At 61.2% G+C, this 13131-nt stretch carries 17 protein-coding genes and 1 riboswitch; of the genes, 11 read left to right on the top strand and 6 right to left on the bottom strand.

Going from position 1 to position 13131, the window contains the following annotated elements; translation table 11 throughout:
• The first annotated feature begins 327 nt into the window (after positions 1-327).
• Complete coding sequence (locus tag AC56QX_RS17805) at positions 328-1341, top strand: class I SAM-dependent methyltransferase (protein ID WP_497109696.1); 1014 nt, start codon at positions 328-330, stop codon at positions 1339-1341.
• Positions 1342-1623: 282 nt separating this feature from the next.
• Positions 1624-2763: a class I SAM-dependent methyltransferase gene (locus AC56QX_RS17800; RefSeq protein ID WP_497109694.1), complete on the top strand. Its 1140-nt coding sequence runs from the start codon at positions 1624-1626 to the stop codon at positions 2761-2763.
• 416 nt (positions 2764-3179) lie between these two features.
• Here AC56QX_RS17800 and AC56QX_RS17795 read toward each other — a convergent pair whose 3' ends face one another.
• The gene (locus AC56QX_RS17795) at positions 3180-5285 is read right to left on the bottom strand and encodes a hypothetical protein (protein WP_497109693.1); all 2106 of its coding nucleotides are present in this window, start codon (positions 5283-5285) and stop codon (positions 3180-3182) included.
• Between the two features lie 175 nt (positions 5286-5460).
• On the opposite strand from AC56QX_RS17795, the gene AC56QX_RS17790 reads away from it, so the two are divergent.
• Entirely contained in the window at positions 5461-6276 is an 816-nt protein-coding gene (locus AC56QX_RS17790) for a class I SAM-dependent methyltransferase (RefSeq protein ID WP_497109691.1), read from the top strand.
• 151 nt (positions 6277-6427) lie between these two features.
• Here AC56QX_RS17790 and crcB read toward each other — a convergent pair whose 3' ends face one another.
• Positions 6428-6895: a fluoride efflux transporter CrcB gene (crcB, locus tag AC56QX_RS17785; protein ID WP_497109689.1), complete on the bottom strand. Its 468-nt coding sequence runs from the start codon at positions 6893-6895 to the stop codon at positions 6428-6430.
• 69 nt (positions 6896-6964) lie between these two features.
• Positions 6965-7027: riboswitch (Fluoride riboswitch) on the bottom strand.
• A gap of 266 nt (positions 7028-7293) precedes the next feature.
• Between crcB and AC56QX_RS17780 the strand changes: the two genes are divergently transcribed.
• The 3 genes from AC56QX_RS17780 (at position 7294) to AC56QX_RS17770 (ending at position 8171) form a co-directional block, all read left to right on the top strand.
• Positions 7294-7563, top strand: a complete 270-nt coding sequence (locus tag AC56QX_RS17780; RefSeq protein ID WP_497109688.1) for a hypothetical protein — start codon at positions 7294-7296, stop codon at positions 7561-7563.
• A 49-nt stretch (positions 7564-7612) separates the two neighbouring features.
• Positions 7613-7774, top strand: coding sequence for a DUF3309 family protein (locus tag AC56QX_RS17775; protein ID WP_477443496.1), 162 nt, complete (start codon positions 7613-7615; stop codon positions 7772-7774).
• Positions 7775-7865: 91 nt separating this feature from the next.
• The gene (locus AC56QX_RS17770) at positions 7866-8171 is read left to right on the top strand and encodes a hypothetical protein (RefSeq protein ID WP_497109686.1); all 306 of its coding nucleotides are present in this window, start codon (positions 7866-7868) and stop codon (positions 8169-8171) included.
• 8 nt (positions 8172-8179) lie between these two features.
• On the opposite strand, the gene AC56QX_RS17765 is transcribed toward AC56QX_RS17770, so the two are convergent.
• Positions 8180-8605 (bottom strand): DoxX family protein, encoded by a 426-nt coding sequence (locus AC56QX_RS17765; protein WP_497109685.1) that lies wholly within the window; start codon positions 8603-8605, stop codon positions 8180-8182.
• Positions 8606-8828: 223 nt separating this feature from the next.
• Here AC56QX_RS17765 and AC56QX_RS17760 point away from each other — a divergent pair, with 223 nt between their 5' ends.
• Entirely contained in the window at positions 8829-9197 is a 369-nt protein-coding gene (locus tag AC56QX_RS17760; protein ID WP_497109684.1) for a VOC family protein, read from the top strand.
• Positions 9198-9254: 57 nt separating this feature from the next.
• Here AC56QX_RS17760 and AC56QX_RS17755 read toward each other — a convergent pair whose 3' ends face one another.
• On the bottom strand, positions 9255-10214 hold the full coding sequence (locus AC56QX_RS17755; RefSeq protein ID WP_497109683.1) for a prohibitin family protein: 960 nt from the start codon (positions 10212-10214) through the stop codon (positions 9255-9257).
• 768 nt (positions 10215-10982) lie between these two features.
• On the opposite strand from AC56QX_RS17755, the gene AC56QX_RS17750 reads away from it, so the two are divergent.
• From AC56QX_RS17750 to AC56QX_RS17735, 4 genes are all read left to right on the top strand, one after another.
• Positions 10983-11162, top strand: a complete 180-nt coding sequence (locus AC56QX_RS17750; protein WP_027052489.1) for a DUF3606 domain-containing protein — start codon at positions 10983-10985, stop codon at positions 11160-11162.
• A gap of 262 nt (positions 11163-11424) precedes the next feature.
• Complete coding sequence (locus AC56QX_RS17745; protein WP_497109682.1) at positions 11425-11883, top strand: GFA family protein; 459 nt, start codon at positions 11425-11427, stop codon at positions 11881-11883.
• 107 nt (positions 11884-11990) lie between these two features.
• Positions 11991-12227: a DUF982 domain-containing protein gene (locus tag AC56QX_RS17740; RefSeq protein ID WP_497109681.1), complete on the top strand. Its 237-nt coding sequence runs from the start codon at positions 11991-11993 to the stop codon at positions 12225-12227.
• An 11-nt stretch (positions 12228-12238) separates the two neighbouring features.
• Complete coding sequence (locus tag AC56QX_RS17735; RefSeq protein WP_497109680.1) at positions 12239-12484, top strand: DUF982 domain-containing protein; 246 nt, start codon at positions 12239-12241, stop codon at positions 12482-12484.
• A gap of 83 nt (positions 12485-12567) precedes the next feature.
• Here AC56QX_RS17735 and AC56QX_RS17730 read toward each other — a convergent pair whose 3' ends face one another.
• Both AC56QX_RS17730 and AC56QX_RS17725 read right to left on the bottom strand, forming a co-directional pair.
• The gene (locus AC56QX_RS17730) at positions 12568-12702 is read right to left on the bottom strand and encodes a hypothetical protein (protein ID WP_497109678.1); all 135 of its coding nucleotides are present in this window, start codon (positions 12700-12702) and stop codon (positions 12568-12570) included.
• 83 nt (positions 12703-12785) lie between these two features.
• Positions 12786-13073, bottom strand: coding sequence for a hypothetical protein (locus tag AC56QX_RS17725; RefSeq protein ID WP_497109677.1), 288 nt, complete (start codon positions 13071-13073; stop codon positions 12786-12788).
• Positions 13074-13131 lie beyond the last annotated feature (58 nt).

The raw sequence follows: 13131 nt of genomic DNA, 5'->3' as shown, positions 1-13131 counted from the left end.
GGGTTTTCCTTTCGGATGATGGTTGGTTGAGGCCGGCGTCAAGAAGCGCGCCGATGAATTTCACTGTCGAGTTGATGCATGGCGGCAACGACGTGAAACGTGCCGGGGTTCAGGCCGGCGGCGATGTTGAAGCCGCACGCTCATAGAAAAAGGAACTCGATGCGCAGGACGAGGATAACGTCCAGGGATCAGTCTCAATTGACCCGTCAGGTTCGATGAAGAGCCGGCTTGACCTGATCGTGCTCGCGGTCGTTTGGGGAAGAAGTTTGCGTTTTCTTCTGCGCTCGCCTAAAGCACCCTGGGCGGCAACGGGGGTGTAATTGGCGTATGGGTGCTGGACGTATTTCCACAAACGAGCTCGATGAATTTGTATTGGAGTGTGACCGCCGAGGCGGTCCGCAGCACCCCAACTGCGGCTCTTATTTCAGTGATCTTTCACTTACTTATACGACTAAAGTAGACGAGGGACTTGACCCGTTTTCGGAAGCCTACACGGGACAACAGATCGCGCTCTATGAGGAAGTATCAGGGCGCAAGCTTGACCAGATAACCGGCGAACAGTCTGAGATCGGAATAGATGCCAGGACGAACACGGCCAATCCGTACGGCATTCGTCATGTCAGTTTTATTGCCAAGCATTCGCGGGCCGTTCTTTCCGCCCTTATGGCCGCCAATGTGCCGCCATCTCCCAAGATTCTCGATATGGGCAGCGGCTGGGGGCTCAGTTCGGAAATCATGGCCTTTTGCGGCGCCGAAGTCACTGGCGTCGACATCAATCCCGATTTTGTGGAACTGAACCGCAGAAGAGCGGCGCGCATTGGCCTGCCCATCACGTCTATTCATTCGACATTCGATGCCTTCGAAACTGATGAACGATTCGACATGGCGTTTTTCTACGAATGCCTTCACCATGCCGTACGCCCTTGGAGCGTGCTTGAACGTGTCGGCAAATTCGTCAAGCCCGGTGGCAAGATCGTAGTTGCCGGCGAGCCGATCAACGATCAATGGCGGCATTGGGGCATACGCACCACGGACCCTCTCGCTCTCTACTGCATCCGTAAACACGGCTGGTTCGAAAGCGGCTGGTCCATGCCATTCCTACTTGCGGCTTTTGACCGTGCTGGCTTCCGACTGGCAATTGCTCACGGCGTTGGCATCGACAACGGGCCGATAGGCGTCGCAGTCAGGAAAGATGAACCGGACCAGCATGATTTCACAATTGCTCTGCCGTACATGACGGCGCTCAGCCAGCTTCACGAGAGCTTGGCGAAGCGGTCCACCGAGCCACTACGCCGCCCTGCGAGGATGTTGGCGCCGCTCCTCCGGCTTGTCGGGTTGTAAGGTTAACGCAACCACCTTCTTGGCTGTCAGCGTGCTGGGTGCGATATCCACGCTAGCTTCCCCCCGATGACCGCTCCAAAGGCAGCGATGTCAGGGGCGGGAAAGTGTGGGGACCGGTGAAGGTTCGGCTCGGCAGAGAGCCGGACTATGGCGAGCTGATACAGGTGACGCAGACTGGCGTCGGGATGAGCCCGTCTCAAGTTGGAGCGTGATGTATTTGCGCGGCCAGGTTGCCGATGCTGTGGTTCTGCTCTAACGCTGGTGGACATGGAGGAACCGGCCATGATCAGAGAGATCGCGCGAAACACTCTGCCTCTTGGTCTGCGAATCGCCGTGCGAAAGTACTTTCCGCCTGACCCGCGTCGTGTCGCAATTGCCGACTTGGCGAGTCGCATCCGAGCAGCGGATCATACCAAAACACCGAACGCGACAAGTGAGCCGGCCACCATCAAGGAAGACGTCCTGCTGGCCCCAGAGGTCAGTGTGGAGGCGGTAAGGCCGGAGCCAGCTATCGCTCCGATAGCAGCGCCACGGGCGTCAAGGCCGATTTCATCGCTCGAGGAATTCGACAGCGTTCTTGCTGACGTCAAGGCCTTGCCGACAGAGTTGGAGCGCGTGAAGGTGCTTGCCAACTGCCATTTGGCCGACCCCAGCATCGTGACGATGCCGGAGGATCCCTTCTCGCCCGAGTACCATCAGCGCGTCCTCGAAATCTACTACAAGCTCTCCAATCGCAAAGAATACAGCGCGGCCGAGTGCGAGCGAAGCCCGATTAACGTCGAAAGGACGATCTTGAAACCCGGCGTTTACACGCACGATGGCGGGTTCCTTGGGAACTACCTCGAAGCATACGGTCAGATCATCAAGCAGATGAATGTGAAGCCGGGAATGCGGGTTTTGGAGTATGGCCCAGGCGACGGGCAGATATCATTGTATCTGGCAAGGCTCGGCTGCGATGTCACCGTCGTGGATGTTGACGAGTCTTATCTTTCCATCATCCAGGGGCAGGCCCAACGGCTCGGCGTATCCATCAAGACCGTGCATGGCGACTTCCTGACCGGAGTCGATTTCGAGCCGTTTGACCGAATTTTCTTCTTCCAGGCCTTTCATCATTCGCTTGTTCACCAAGAAGCCCTGCAACAGATGCGCGGTATGTTGAACCCTGGGGGCTTTCTTCTCTTTGCCGCTGAGCCGATCATCGATCCCACCGGCTATTGGGCTGATGCGGTTCCCTACCCGTGGGGACCTCGTCTCGACGGATTATCCCTCAGAGCCATTATGGCTCACGGCTGGATGGAACTAGGCTTCCATGAGTCATATTTTCGCGAGGCGCTTACGCGCGCCGGATGGATACCCGGCAAATATGATTCGCCCACTAATGGTCTGGGCAATTGCTATTTTGGAAGGCTCACCGTTGCTTAAAACCACGCGCTAACAATCCAGCGGCCGAGAGGCGGAGCCTTACCTGGATCCGCTTGCCTATGTCCTCGCGGCCGCTCTGCCCAGTACCGCACCGGTTCTGTACGTCGGCATAACTGTAATTCGAGCCAACCTAAGTACCGAGATCGACGGCTCCATCCGCGGGCACTGCCACGGAATTACTTGGATGACTATGCTGAAAGCTGCCAATTGCCAACCGTGGCGTGAAAAGTTGTCCTAGCTGAATGCGTCGGATGGTAGTGGCATATCGGTTTCGAGCTAAGCGGTTGCCTCACCAGCCCTTTGCGCCTTGTGACATCAAGCGCATCAATCTTGATGCTGAGATTCGCAACAGCTGAATTGCTAAGGACAATCCGCGGGAATTGGGCGCTGGCCCTCTCTGTGCACAGCGTTGGCGCTTATCTAACTCGCCTAGCCCTGATGATGCCAAAGACGCTGCAAGTGCTGACGGCGAAGACGGCATTCGCCACTGCAAAGATATTGGTATTCCCACTTACGGATATCCGTAGTGGCGGTATAGCGAGGCCAATGGTGGACAAGGTGTTGAACGAAGTCGCGCCTGTGAATGGAAGTCCGACTTGTCTACCGACAGTGTTGTCCAACGTCGCCGTGGTGAGCGAGAGCGAGCCGATCAGGACTGTCAACGTCGTTGTTGCACCGCCCTTAAATTCAAACACGACATCGACGTCCCAGTCGCCGGCAGTCAACGCCAATGTTCCCATGTTTGCTGAAACACTATTGGTCAGTGCGACGGCCGACCCGGTGGCGACCACCGTCTCCAGATACTCTCCCACATTGCCAGCTACGGCGTTGTCATTTGTCGCGGTGCCGACGATCTGACCGTTGTCGTTGGCGGTCGAGGGTAGATTGCCGTTAACTTTCTTGGAGGACGCCGCCGTGTGGCCAGTAATCGCACCGCCCGCGTTACCCTGGAGGTCAACGCCCTTGATGATATACTTGTCGTTGGAGCCACCTAGGCCGATGCCGAAACCACCATTGCCGGTAAGGCCGTTACCGTCGCCGATCTTGCCACCAACAACGCGGAACTTTTGGACGCCGTTGCCGAATTGCAAACCATGGTTTCCGTTCTGGCACACGGCGGGGTTGATGAAAGAAATGTTTGAAACACCGCTGTCGACCGCATTAAAGCCGAAGGATCCGTTCAAAAAGATGTGTGGGTTAATGAAGTCGATACCGTTAATGGTACCGCCCACAGAGGTCTGCAGACGAATCCCTTCATTGGCCGACGACGAAAACCAGCACTGATCGAATATGCATCTTGACACTGCGCCTCCGGACGCATCGATAAGAAGCGCCCGCTGAGAGGTGTCAAAAAAGCAATCATTTGCCCACAAGGAATTAATGCCTGCCGCGCCTGGGCTTAGGCAGAGATCATTCCCTCCGTGGATGATTTGGCATTCTGCCAGAGTAAGGTCCCCGCAGGCACTGACGAAAATACCGGCGAACGGCTGCGATGCATTAGGAGCATCCATCAGGATATCGGAAACGGACAGGTCGAAACCACCCTCGATCCGAATGCCGATACCAGAAGTTGCGACAGTGTTGATGATGTAGCCTCTCTCGATCGAGACGGACGCAGGACCATTGGCGATACGGACACCTTGAAACGGCGAGTCCATATAGAAGTTTCTTAGCAAAAAGCGGCTAGCGCTGGCCTGTGCGTTGACATAGTTGCCGCCCGTGCGAGGCACGGACGACTTGAACGCCAGATCGCGGATCGAAACAAAGGAGGCCGCGACATCAATTACGTTGGCCGTCGCGGAAGTCGTGCGAAGCACGGTAGCGCTGCCCTGACCGGCAAACGTAACGTTGGCTGCCAGCGGGATGACTGTGCCGTCGACATCGAACACGCCAGCCGGAAGCTCAACCAGTGCACCATTGGCGCCAGCTGCGTTTACGGCGTTGTTGATCGCAGCGCGATTGACAGCACCACTGGCTGCCGTACTGGCGCCAAAATGCGTTGGCCTGATCCGCTCCTTGAGCACGGCTGGGATGGCAAGGGCGACTGCACCCGTTTCCGAACGCTGGAAGAAGGTGCCGTTCTGAATCGCCTGCTTCGTCTGCAGCGGCGACATGATTTTGTTGGAAATAGCGCCAGCTTCCGCCTCGGCCTGGCTGGCATATGTCAGGGCAGCCGCCGACGCGGCCGCAGCACCAGCCGAGCCGGCGGCAGCGGTCGCTGAATTCCCCGCATTGGTCGCCGATGTCGCCGCACTCGACGCCGAGCCGGCCGCCGCCGTGGCCGAATTGCCGGCGTTCGTCGCGCTGGTGGCGGCTGCGGATGCCGAGCCCGACGCGGCAGTGGCCGAGCTGCCGGCATTCGTTGCGGAGGTCGCGGCATTGCTCGCGCTTGTCGAAGCGGCAGTGGCCGATCCGGCGGCGGCGGAAGCACTGCCGGCCGCGGCCGTCGCGGCCGCTTGCGCATCGCCAAGCGTGTCGTCGGACAGATAGAGCGACAGCGTGATGTTGTCGGTGCCGATCACCGGCTCATCGGTCTGGAATGAATGGCTGCCCTCACCCGGTCAACGGTTTCTAAGAAAAAATTCCTAGCTAACTATTTGCCGGCGCTGCAGCGTTCGCCCTCGAGGCCCTCCGGCGCCCGCGCGTTGCCTAATGCATTCATTGATGGGAAGCTGCGCCTTGGGATGGAGGACGGCCATGAGCAACGTCACCACGCATTACGGCAGCGACGGCATCGTCGAGCGCATACTGGCCGCCATCCCCGATGCCAAAATCGATAGCCTCAGTGCCGCGCAGCTCTATCCGTTCGACCAGCTTCACGGCCGCGAACTCGTCGCAACGCAGGAGCATGCCGCCCGTCTTGCACCCTCGCCCACCGACCGGATCCTGGATATCGGCAGCGGCATTGGCGGCCCGGCGCGCTTCCTTGCCGCCACCTATGGCTGCGATGTCGACGGGGTCGACCTGACGCCGGCCTTTGTCGAGGCGTCCACCCGGCTGACCAAGCTCAGCGGCCTTAGCGACAAGGTTCGGTTTCAACAGGCCGACGCAACACAATTGCCGTTTGCCGACAACATTTTCGACGCGGCGATCTGCTTCTATGTCGGCATGAACATCGCCGAGAAGGCCACCGTCATCGGACAGGCTTTTCGCGTGCTGCAGTCGGGAGGCAAGCTGATCTGGACCGAAGCGGTGCTGGCTGGCGGCGAGCCGTATTACCCCTTGCCCTGGGCAGTCGCGTCGGCGGCCAGCCATCTTGTCGATCGACACACCCTGAAAGCCCTGTTCGTCGACGCCGGCTTCCGGATCGACGAAGTCATCGACGAAACCGGCGAGCATGTCGAACTGGCACTGAAAAGAGCCAGCTCCGGCATCCTGCCGTCACCCGCGCAGCAGCAAGCCAATGAAATCGTGCTGGGCGCCGAATTCGTGCAGCGGCGCAAGAACTACATTCGCAGCCTGAGCGAGGGCAAGCTGGCATCGCTCGCCGTCGTCGCTTCGAAGATCGGGTGATCGGGTGATCGGGTGATCGGAGCTGGCTCGCTGCAAGATAGGGCCAACAAGTCAGGGCCAACAAAAAAACCGCCTCGGCGGCGGGTCATCGGCGCAAATCAGCACCATGGGCAAATATGTAGCATGGCTGCCCTCACCCGGTCAACGGTTTTTAAGAAGAAATTCCTAGGCAGTTAGAACCGGCGCCGCGAGCCTCCTCCTCGATCACGCTTTGCGCCACCTCAGTGGCGCCGCCATTGAGGCGGGCGGCGATGACGTGGCCGAGCGCCACCGCACCAACGCACAGCAGCACCGACAGGCCGATGTTGAGCGCCGCCCGGCCGAAATCGCCAGCTTGCAACAGGTCGAGCGTCTGCAGGCTGAAGGACGAAAAGGTCGTATAGCCGCCGCAGAGGCCGATCATCACGAACAGGCGCAGGCTTTCGGAGGCCGGATAGCGCCCGCCGGCCAGCGTCAGCGTGCCGAAGAAGCCGATCAGCAGCGAGCCGCTGATGTTGATGATGATCGTGCCCCAGGGCAACTGGCTGCTCATCGGCAGCGCCCAGTTGGAGACGAGATAGCGCGCCAGCGTGCCCAGCGCACCACCGACCATGACGACAAGACAATTCGAAAAAGACATGCTCGATCCTCTCTGAGGCGAGCATTTAGCCCGCCATGGCGGCGGGATCGACAGACTCCCACCGCGGTTTTCGCGGCAGGAGTCATCAGCCATCACTGGCGGTTTCGGGAGAACTCCATTCCCATCGCGGCCAACATGCCAGACCTCGCCAAGCTCGACAAGGCGGCGAGATCGAGAAGCCGAAAAAACAAAACCCGCCTCGGCGGCGGGTCATCGGCGCAAATCAGCACCACGGATGAAATCATAGCACAACTGCCCTCACCGGACAACCAGATCGGCGTTAACCGGACGCCTCCACCCCGCATTGGCTAGCCGGCTTTTCATAAACCGGCAGCTGTGGGATCATCAGCTAAAGCTCATGGAATGATTCGCGTCGCACCGCTTTGTCGGAGAGGACGATGGACAGACCAGCCATGGCATCCGTCTTCAGGATGCGGCATGCTCCAGCCTCGGTTTCCGGTGTGCGCAGCACCGGTCAGGGCCAGGCCGACCCGGTGATCCGCGTGAACTCGCTCGGCGACGCGATCCGTTTCGTCGCCAGTGCCTTTCCCCACTACGACATCAGCGCCGTCGCCATCACCTGTAACGATCCCTCGATCCCGCGCCTCGGCAGCCTGGACGTCAAGGCGCTGTGGCGCGAATATGGCGAGCGCCTGGTCCAGGAATAGGCTATTTTCCATCAGCTTGCCTTCCACCTTCCCGACATCCGGACAGAGGATGACCGTCCCCGGCGCCTTCACCATCATCACAATCATGCTGGTCCTGGTCGGTGTGCTGCCGATCTGGCCGTGGTCGCGCGGCTGGGCCTGGCGGCCGGCCATCATAGCGGCGGCGATCCTGCTGGTGCTGCTGGTCCTGCTGTTCGCCAACAGGATCTGAGCCGAGCCAATCCCGTCGCCCCATCCCTCCATTGCGGATCGGAAACGCCGCTGGCGCGTTTCACCTTTGGTCAATGGAGGGAACAATCGCCATGAACGTCGCCAATCTGCAACTCGAAGGCCTGCTGATGGCCGTCGCATCGATCAACCACGTCCTGGTTCGAAAAGGGGTGCTGACAGCGCAGGAGATCGACATCGCGCTGCGCAAGGCCGAGGCCGGCGAAACCGGTGAGGAGCGATCCGGCGGCATGTCGGCATCGAGCCGCGACGCCGTCAATTTCCCGATCCGGCTGCTGGAACTCGCCAACCAGTGCCAGCCCGAGGCGGACATGCCGTCCTTCTCGAAACTGGCTCGCATGGTCGGCCAGATGAAGGAGCCCTACAACGATCAGCTGTGAGGCTCGCCCTACGCCCGGCCCGGCCACCCCAGGTTCAGCGCCAGCACCCTGCCCGGCCCGTGCACGGCGGCGAACAGCAGCCCGGCCGTGAAGGAAAAATGGTCGACGAAGAAGCCGAACTCGGCCTGGTTGCCGGCCCAGTGGCTAGGGCCGTGGAAAGAGAAGCCGAGGAACAGAACATAGGCCGCGGCGACCAGGGCCGCCTGGGTGAAGAAGGCGCCGCTCAGGAAACACAGCACCAGCGCCACCTCCAGGATCGCCGCGCACCAGGCGAGGAAGAGCGGAAAGGGAAAGCCGGCGGCGGCGATGAAGCTTGCGGTGGCGCCCATGCCCATGAACTTGAACGTCACCGCCATCAGGAAGACGGCGGCAAAGATCAGGCGGGCAATGAGAAGGGCCGCGGTCTGCCACGGCGATTGAGTGATGTCCGGCATGCTGTCTCTCCAGGGTTTGTAATGGCTGTCGACCCAAGGACGAGCGACCCTGTGCAGTTCCGACACCGGCCCGACATTTTTTGTCCGAAAGCGCTGCCGCGCCGGATATCGGCACCGGTCTGGAGACCGCGGACAGGATGTTTTCGCCGGGGCTCGAGCCTTGCAGCGTCTGGCTCCGGACGCTATTCCTCGCACTTGATCAGGTTGTGAGGAGAGCCAGCGGATGGCGACGGTCCGGTATCTCGTCAGCGATGTCGAGTTGGCGATAGCATTTTACACCAGGCATCTGGATTTCCTGCTGCAGCAGCAGTTCGGTCCGGCGATGGCCATCCTGAAGCGCGACGACCTGACGTTCTGGCTTGCCGGCCCGATGGCGTCGGCGGCAAGACCGATGCCGGATGGCCGCACGCCCGAGCCGGGCGGCTGGAACCGCATCGTGCTCGAGGTGCAGGACCTGCCGGCGCTCGCCGCCCGGATGCGCGAGGCCGGCGTGCCGTTCCGCAACGAGATTGTCGACGGCCCGGGCGGCCGCCAGATTCTGTGCGAGGACCCGTCCGGCAACGTCGTCGAGCTTTTTGAACCACGTGCATGATCCCTCCCGAGGTCCGTTCGGGATCATGGTTTGGCTCTTCGCTGCCTCACCGCGGGCTCAGTTCGCCACCGGCGCCGGCGTGCTGAGTTCGAGGAACGGCACCGTCGAGCCGGGGATCATCGACTTCGGCAACTGCCCGTCCCACTTCTCGGCCTTGGTCAGTTCGACCAGCAGCGGATTGTTGGCGAGCGCCGCAGCACGCGCCTTGATCGCTTCGGCCGTCGCCTCGCCTTCGATCTTGGTCTTGTAGGCGCTGGCCTCGGCTTCCGCCTTGACGCTGTCGGCGCGGCCCTTGGCCTGGGTGACCGCGATGTCGGCCTTGATCTTTTCCTGCTGCAGGTTCTGTTCCTGCTTCTGCACTTCCACCTGCGCCGTCATCCGCGCCTCGACCGCCTGTTCGTAGGCGTCGGAAAAGTCGATGTTCTCGACCTGGACGCTGTCGACCATGACCGGACCGTCTGTCACCGCCGAAATGGCGTCGGCGACATCCTTGTTGAATTTGGCCCGGTTCTGGATCACCGACACCGCGTCATACTGGCCGAACACCGTCTTGATTTCCTGCGGCGCCTTGCGGGCGATGACGCGGTCGGCCAGCGCCTCGATCGACCCGTAATTGGTGTAGACGTTGGACACCTCCGCCGCCGGCACGTGGAAATTGACGGTGACGCGCATGTCGGCCGGCTGCTGGTCGCGCGAATAGGCCTGCATGGCCGGCAGGTTGCCGCAATCGCTCTGGTTCTCGCAGCCCCATTTCAGCACCTGCTGGCGCAGGCTGATCTTCTCGACCCGCTGCAGCCAGGGCAGTTTGAAATGCAGCCCGGGATCGACGACCGAACTCAACGCGCCATTGGTCAACAGCACGCCGCGGTCGCCCTGGTCGATCGTATACCAGGACCCCATGACGGCGCCGATCAGCGCCAGCACGATCGCCAGCGCGACGATGCCGGTGCCGATCGAGCGCGTACCCACGGCACCGTGCTGTAGGGCACGGTTCGAATTGCCTTGCGTGTCAGTCATTGCCAACCCCCGTTGTCATTGCCCGATCCCAGGATTGCCCGGAATCATGGCGGCAAGATTGCCATGATGTGGAGTGCCCCGGCCCTCAGCGCCAGTGAAATCGGATTATTTCGGTTTGCCGGCTGATGGTATGATCGTCCCGCCCAAGGGAGGGAATCTAGCATGGCCAAGGCCTTGACCATCGGCGCGCCGCAGCCTCCGACGCGCTGCTCGACAAGGTCGAGGCCGTGGCTGGGATCGTGGCTGAAACCGGCCTGAGGCAGGGGGCAGCCAACGCCTCGGACCTGCCATCCGCCGGCATTCACGAACAATTAATGATCATGAAACTTGTTCGTAACCGGCGACGTGCTACTTTTAAGCCGGGGCTAATGCACAGGCATGTCCGGTGCAGCTATTTGGGTGGGTTGTGTTGTGGGCGCGAGCGTAAGGTTCGGGACGAAGTCCTATCTGGTTCAGTCATCGGTTCTGGAATGTAGCGGCTGCGGCGGCACCGGGCAGGTTTTCCAATGCCCGCGCTGGACAAGCTCCAACGGCCTTTGCTGCCCCGCCGGCACGCATCACCGTGGCTGTCCTGGCGCCAGCGCGCCTTGTGCCGATTGCAGCGCCACCGACCAGCACGGCGCCGACCCGACCCAGCCGTCGGCCTGAATCGGCAGCCTCCGCCGCCTGCCGTGGAACCGGCAGCACAAATCTCTGTTATGTCTGATCGCGGCATCCCATATACCGGTGTCCGCGCGACCGTGCGGCTGACAGAAAGTGAGGCACGCCATGCCCGACGACAAATCGAAGATCAAACAGGACCGCAAGCTGGTTTCGAGCGAGGAGACCTATGAGGTCGCCGCCTTCGCGCGCAAATACGGCATCCCGCAGAGCGAAGCCCAGACCATCATCAAGCGCTACGGCCCTTCGCGCAAGAAGCTCGACAACCACATGGCCGCGCGCGGCTAATGCATGTCGCCCAAAAGTGACCTCGGTTTTGGGGGGACGACATGCATAAAGACAAAGTTCTAAAGCGCGTCGCATGAATCCGCCTCGACGCGACGCGCTTTAGAAGGTGGCGGCCGCAAGCCGCAACCAGTTCGCCGGCATGGCGTTGAAGGGTCGACCCGGGCTCGGCGCTACGGGTGAACGAAATGGCCGGCGAGCCTCTGTCCCGCCCGGCCCGTAGCGTGCCAGACTGACGAAAGCCAGACCGAGGGAGGCTGCAACCATGTCCGACACCATACGCAGGACCGGCAGTTGCCTGTGCGGCGGCGTGCATTTCGTCGTCACCGGCCAGCCGACGCGGATTGGTCTTTGCCATTGCAAGGACTGCCGCAAGGCAGGCGGCTCGGTCTATTCGGCCTTCGCCATCTGGCCACGCGACGTCTTCAAGACATCGGGCGAAGTCGCCAGTTACGGCACGCGCAGCTTTTGCCCGACCTGCGGCAGCCGCGTCGCCTGGGTCGGCGACACCGAGGTCGAGGTGATGCTCGGCAGCCTCGACGTCGCGCCGACCGACCTGGAGCCGCAATACGAATTGTGGATCACCCGCCGCGAGACCTGGCTGCATGCCTTGCCCGGCACCGAACAGTTCGAGCATGACCGGCCCGATGACCAAACACCGGAAGCTGCCGATCCGCCGGCGCCGAGACCTTTGTCGGACGCGTCGCGCACGATTGAAAATTGATCTTTCGGGCCTGGAACCCTGCCTTGCCGGCGGCGTTATCCGGCGCCCCTTGTGAATGCCGTTGATTCAAAACGGCCGTTCGGGGCGACATGCCACGGAGACTTCCGTTGAACGACAAGATGTTTCCCCGACCGATCCGCCTGAAATTCGCCCCCGAGCGCGAGCGCGTGGTGCGCAGCGCCTGGGAGGGCCTGGAATGCCTCGGCGACTGGCCCGCCGGCCAGGGCCGGCAATACCGGGCAGCCTTGCGCAGCTGCCGCGACGCGCTCGATGGCTGGACGCCGCCGGAAAAGGCGATGCGGGCGATGATCGACGCCGCACGCGAAGCACACATCCTCCAATAGCGGGAAAGACAATGGCCGAAATGATGCTGTCGACACCGATGCGGATCAAGCCGCATGGCGCGGAGACGATCCGCGAGGTGGCGACGCTTCAGGACGCCAGTGAAATCCTGATCGACTGGCCGCATGCCAGCCGCGGCCCTTTCTACCAGGCGGCGCGCGAAAAGGTCGAGGCGGCGCTGGAAAACAAGGACGGCGTGGCACAGGCGCAGGAAGCCTTCACGGCGCTCTGCGATCACGCCGGCGTCTTGGTTCGCTAGGCCTATTCCGGGAAGCCAGCAGGTCCCTTCCAACAAAAAAGCAGGCGATGCCCTCGCCTGCTTTTTTTGGAACCGAGACCGGATTATTCTGCGGGCAGATCGCCATCCACGATCGGATGTGAGGCTTCAAACCCAAAACCCTTCGGCGCCATCAACATCAGGACGATCACTATGGCGATAGAGGCAATAATGGTGACCGTTCCGGCAATATCCTTCAAGACCTTGTCCTTTCAGATTAAACTCTCGAAAGAAACGTTTCCTGCTGGATGAGGTTCCGTTTCGCGGAAACAAGGTCCGCCTTCTATTGCGCTGGCGGCTGCGCCGGCACCTCGCCCGGCTTGATCACCGGAGTCTTGCCTTCATCGGGCGCCGGCGCGGCCATGCCCTGATCGCCGGTGGCCGGCGGCTTCAGCACCCCACCACAATCGTTGAGCTTCTCCGTCAGATTGCCGCCGCCGGACTGCTGCTTGCCGCCTTGATCCGTCTCCATCCGGCATTTGTCGGCATGCTGTGCCGGGTTCTGCTGCGTCTGGGCGGCCGCCGGTACGGCCAGGGCCAGCATCAGCGACGCAAAAGTGAGAGATTTCATCTCGGCCTCCTTCCACGGCCACCCGCGGCGGCATTGCCTTCGCAGGGACAACGCCCAA

Source organism: Mesorhizobium sp. RCAM 06353 (genome assembly GCF_059683585.1).
The sequence above is the reverse complement of the archived record's forward strand: the minus strand, read 5'-3'. Positions and strand labels throughout refer to the sequence as shown.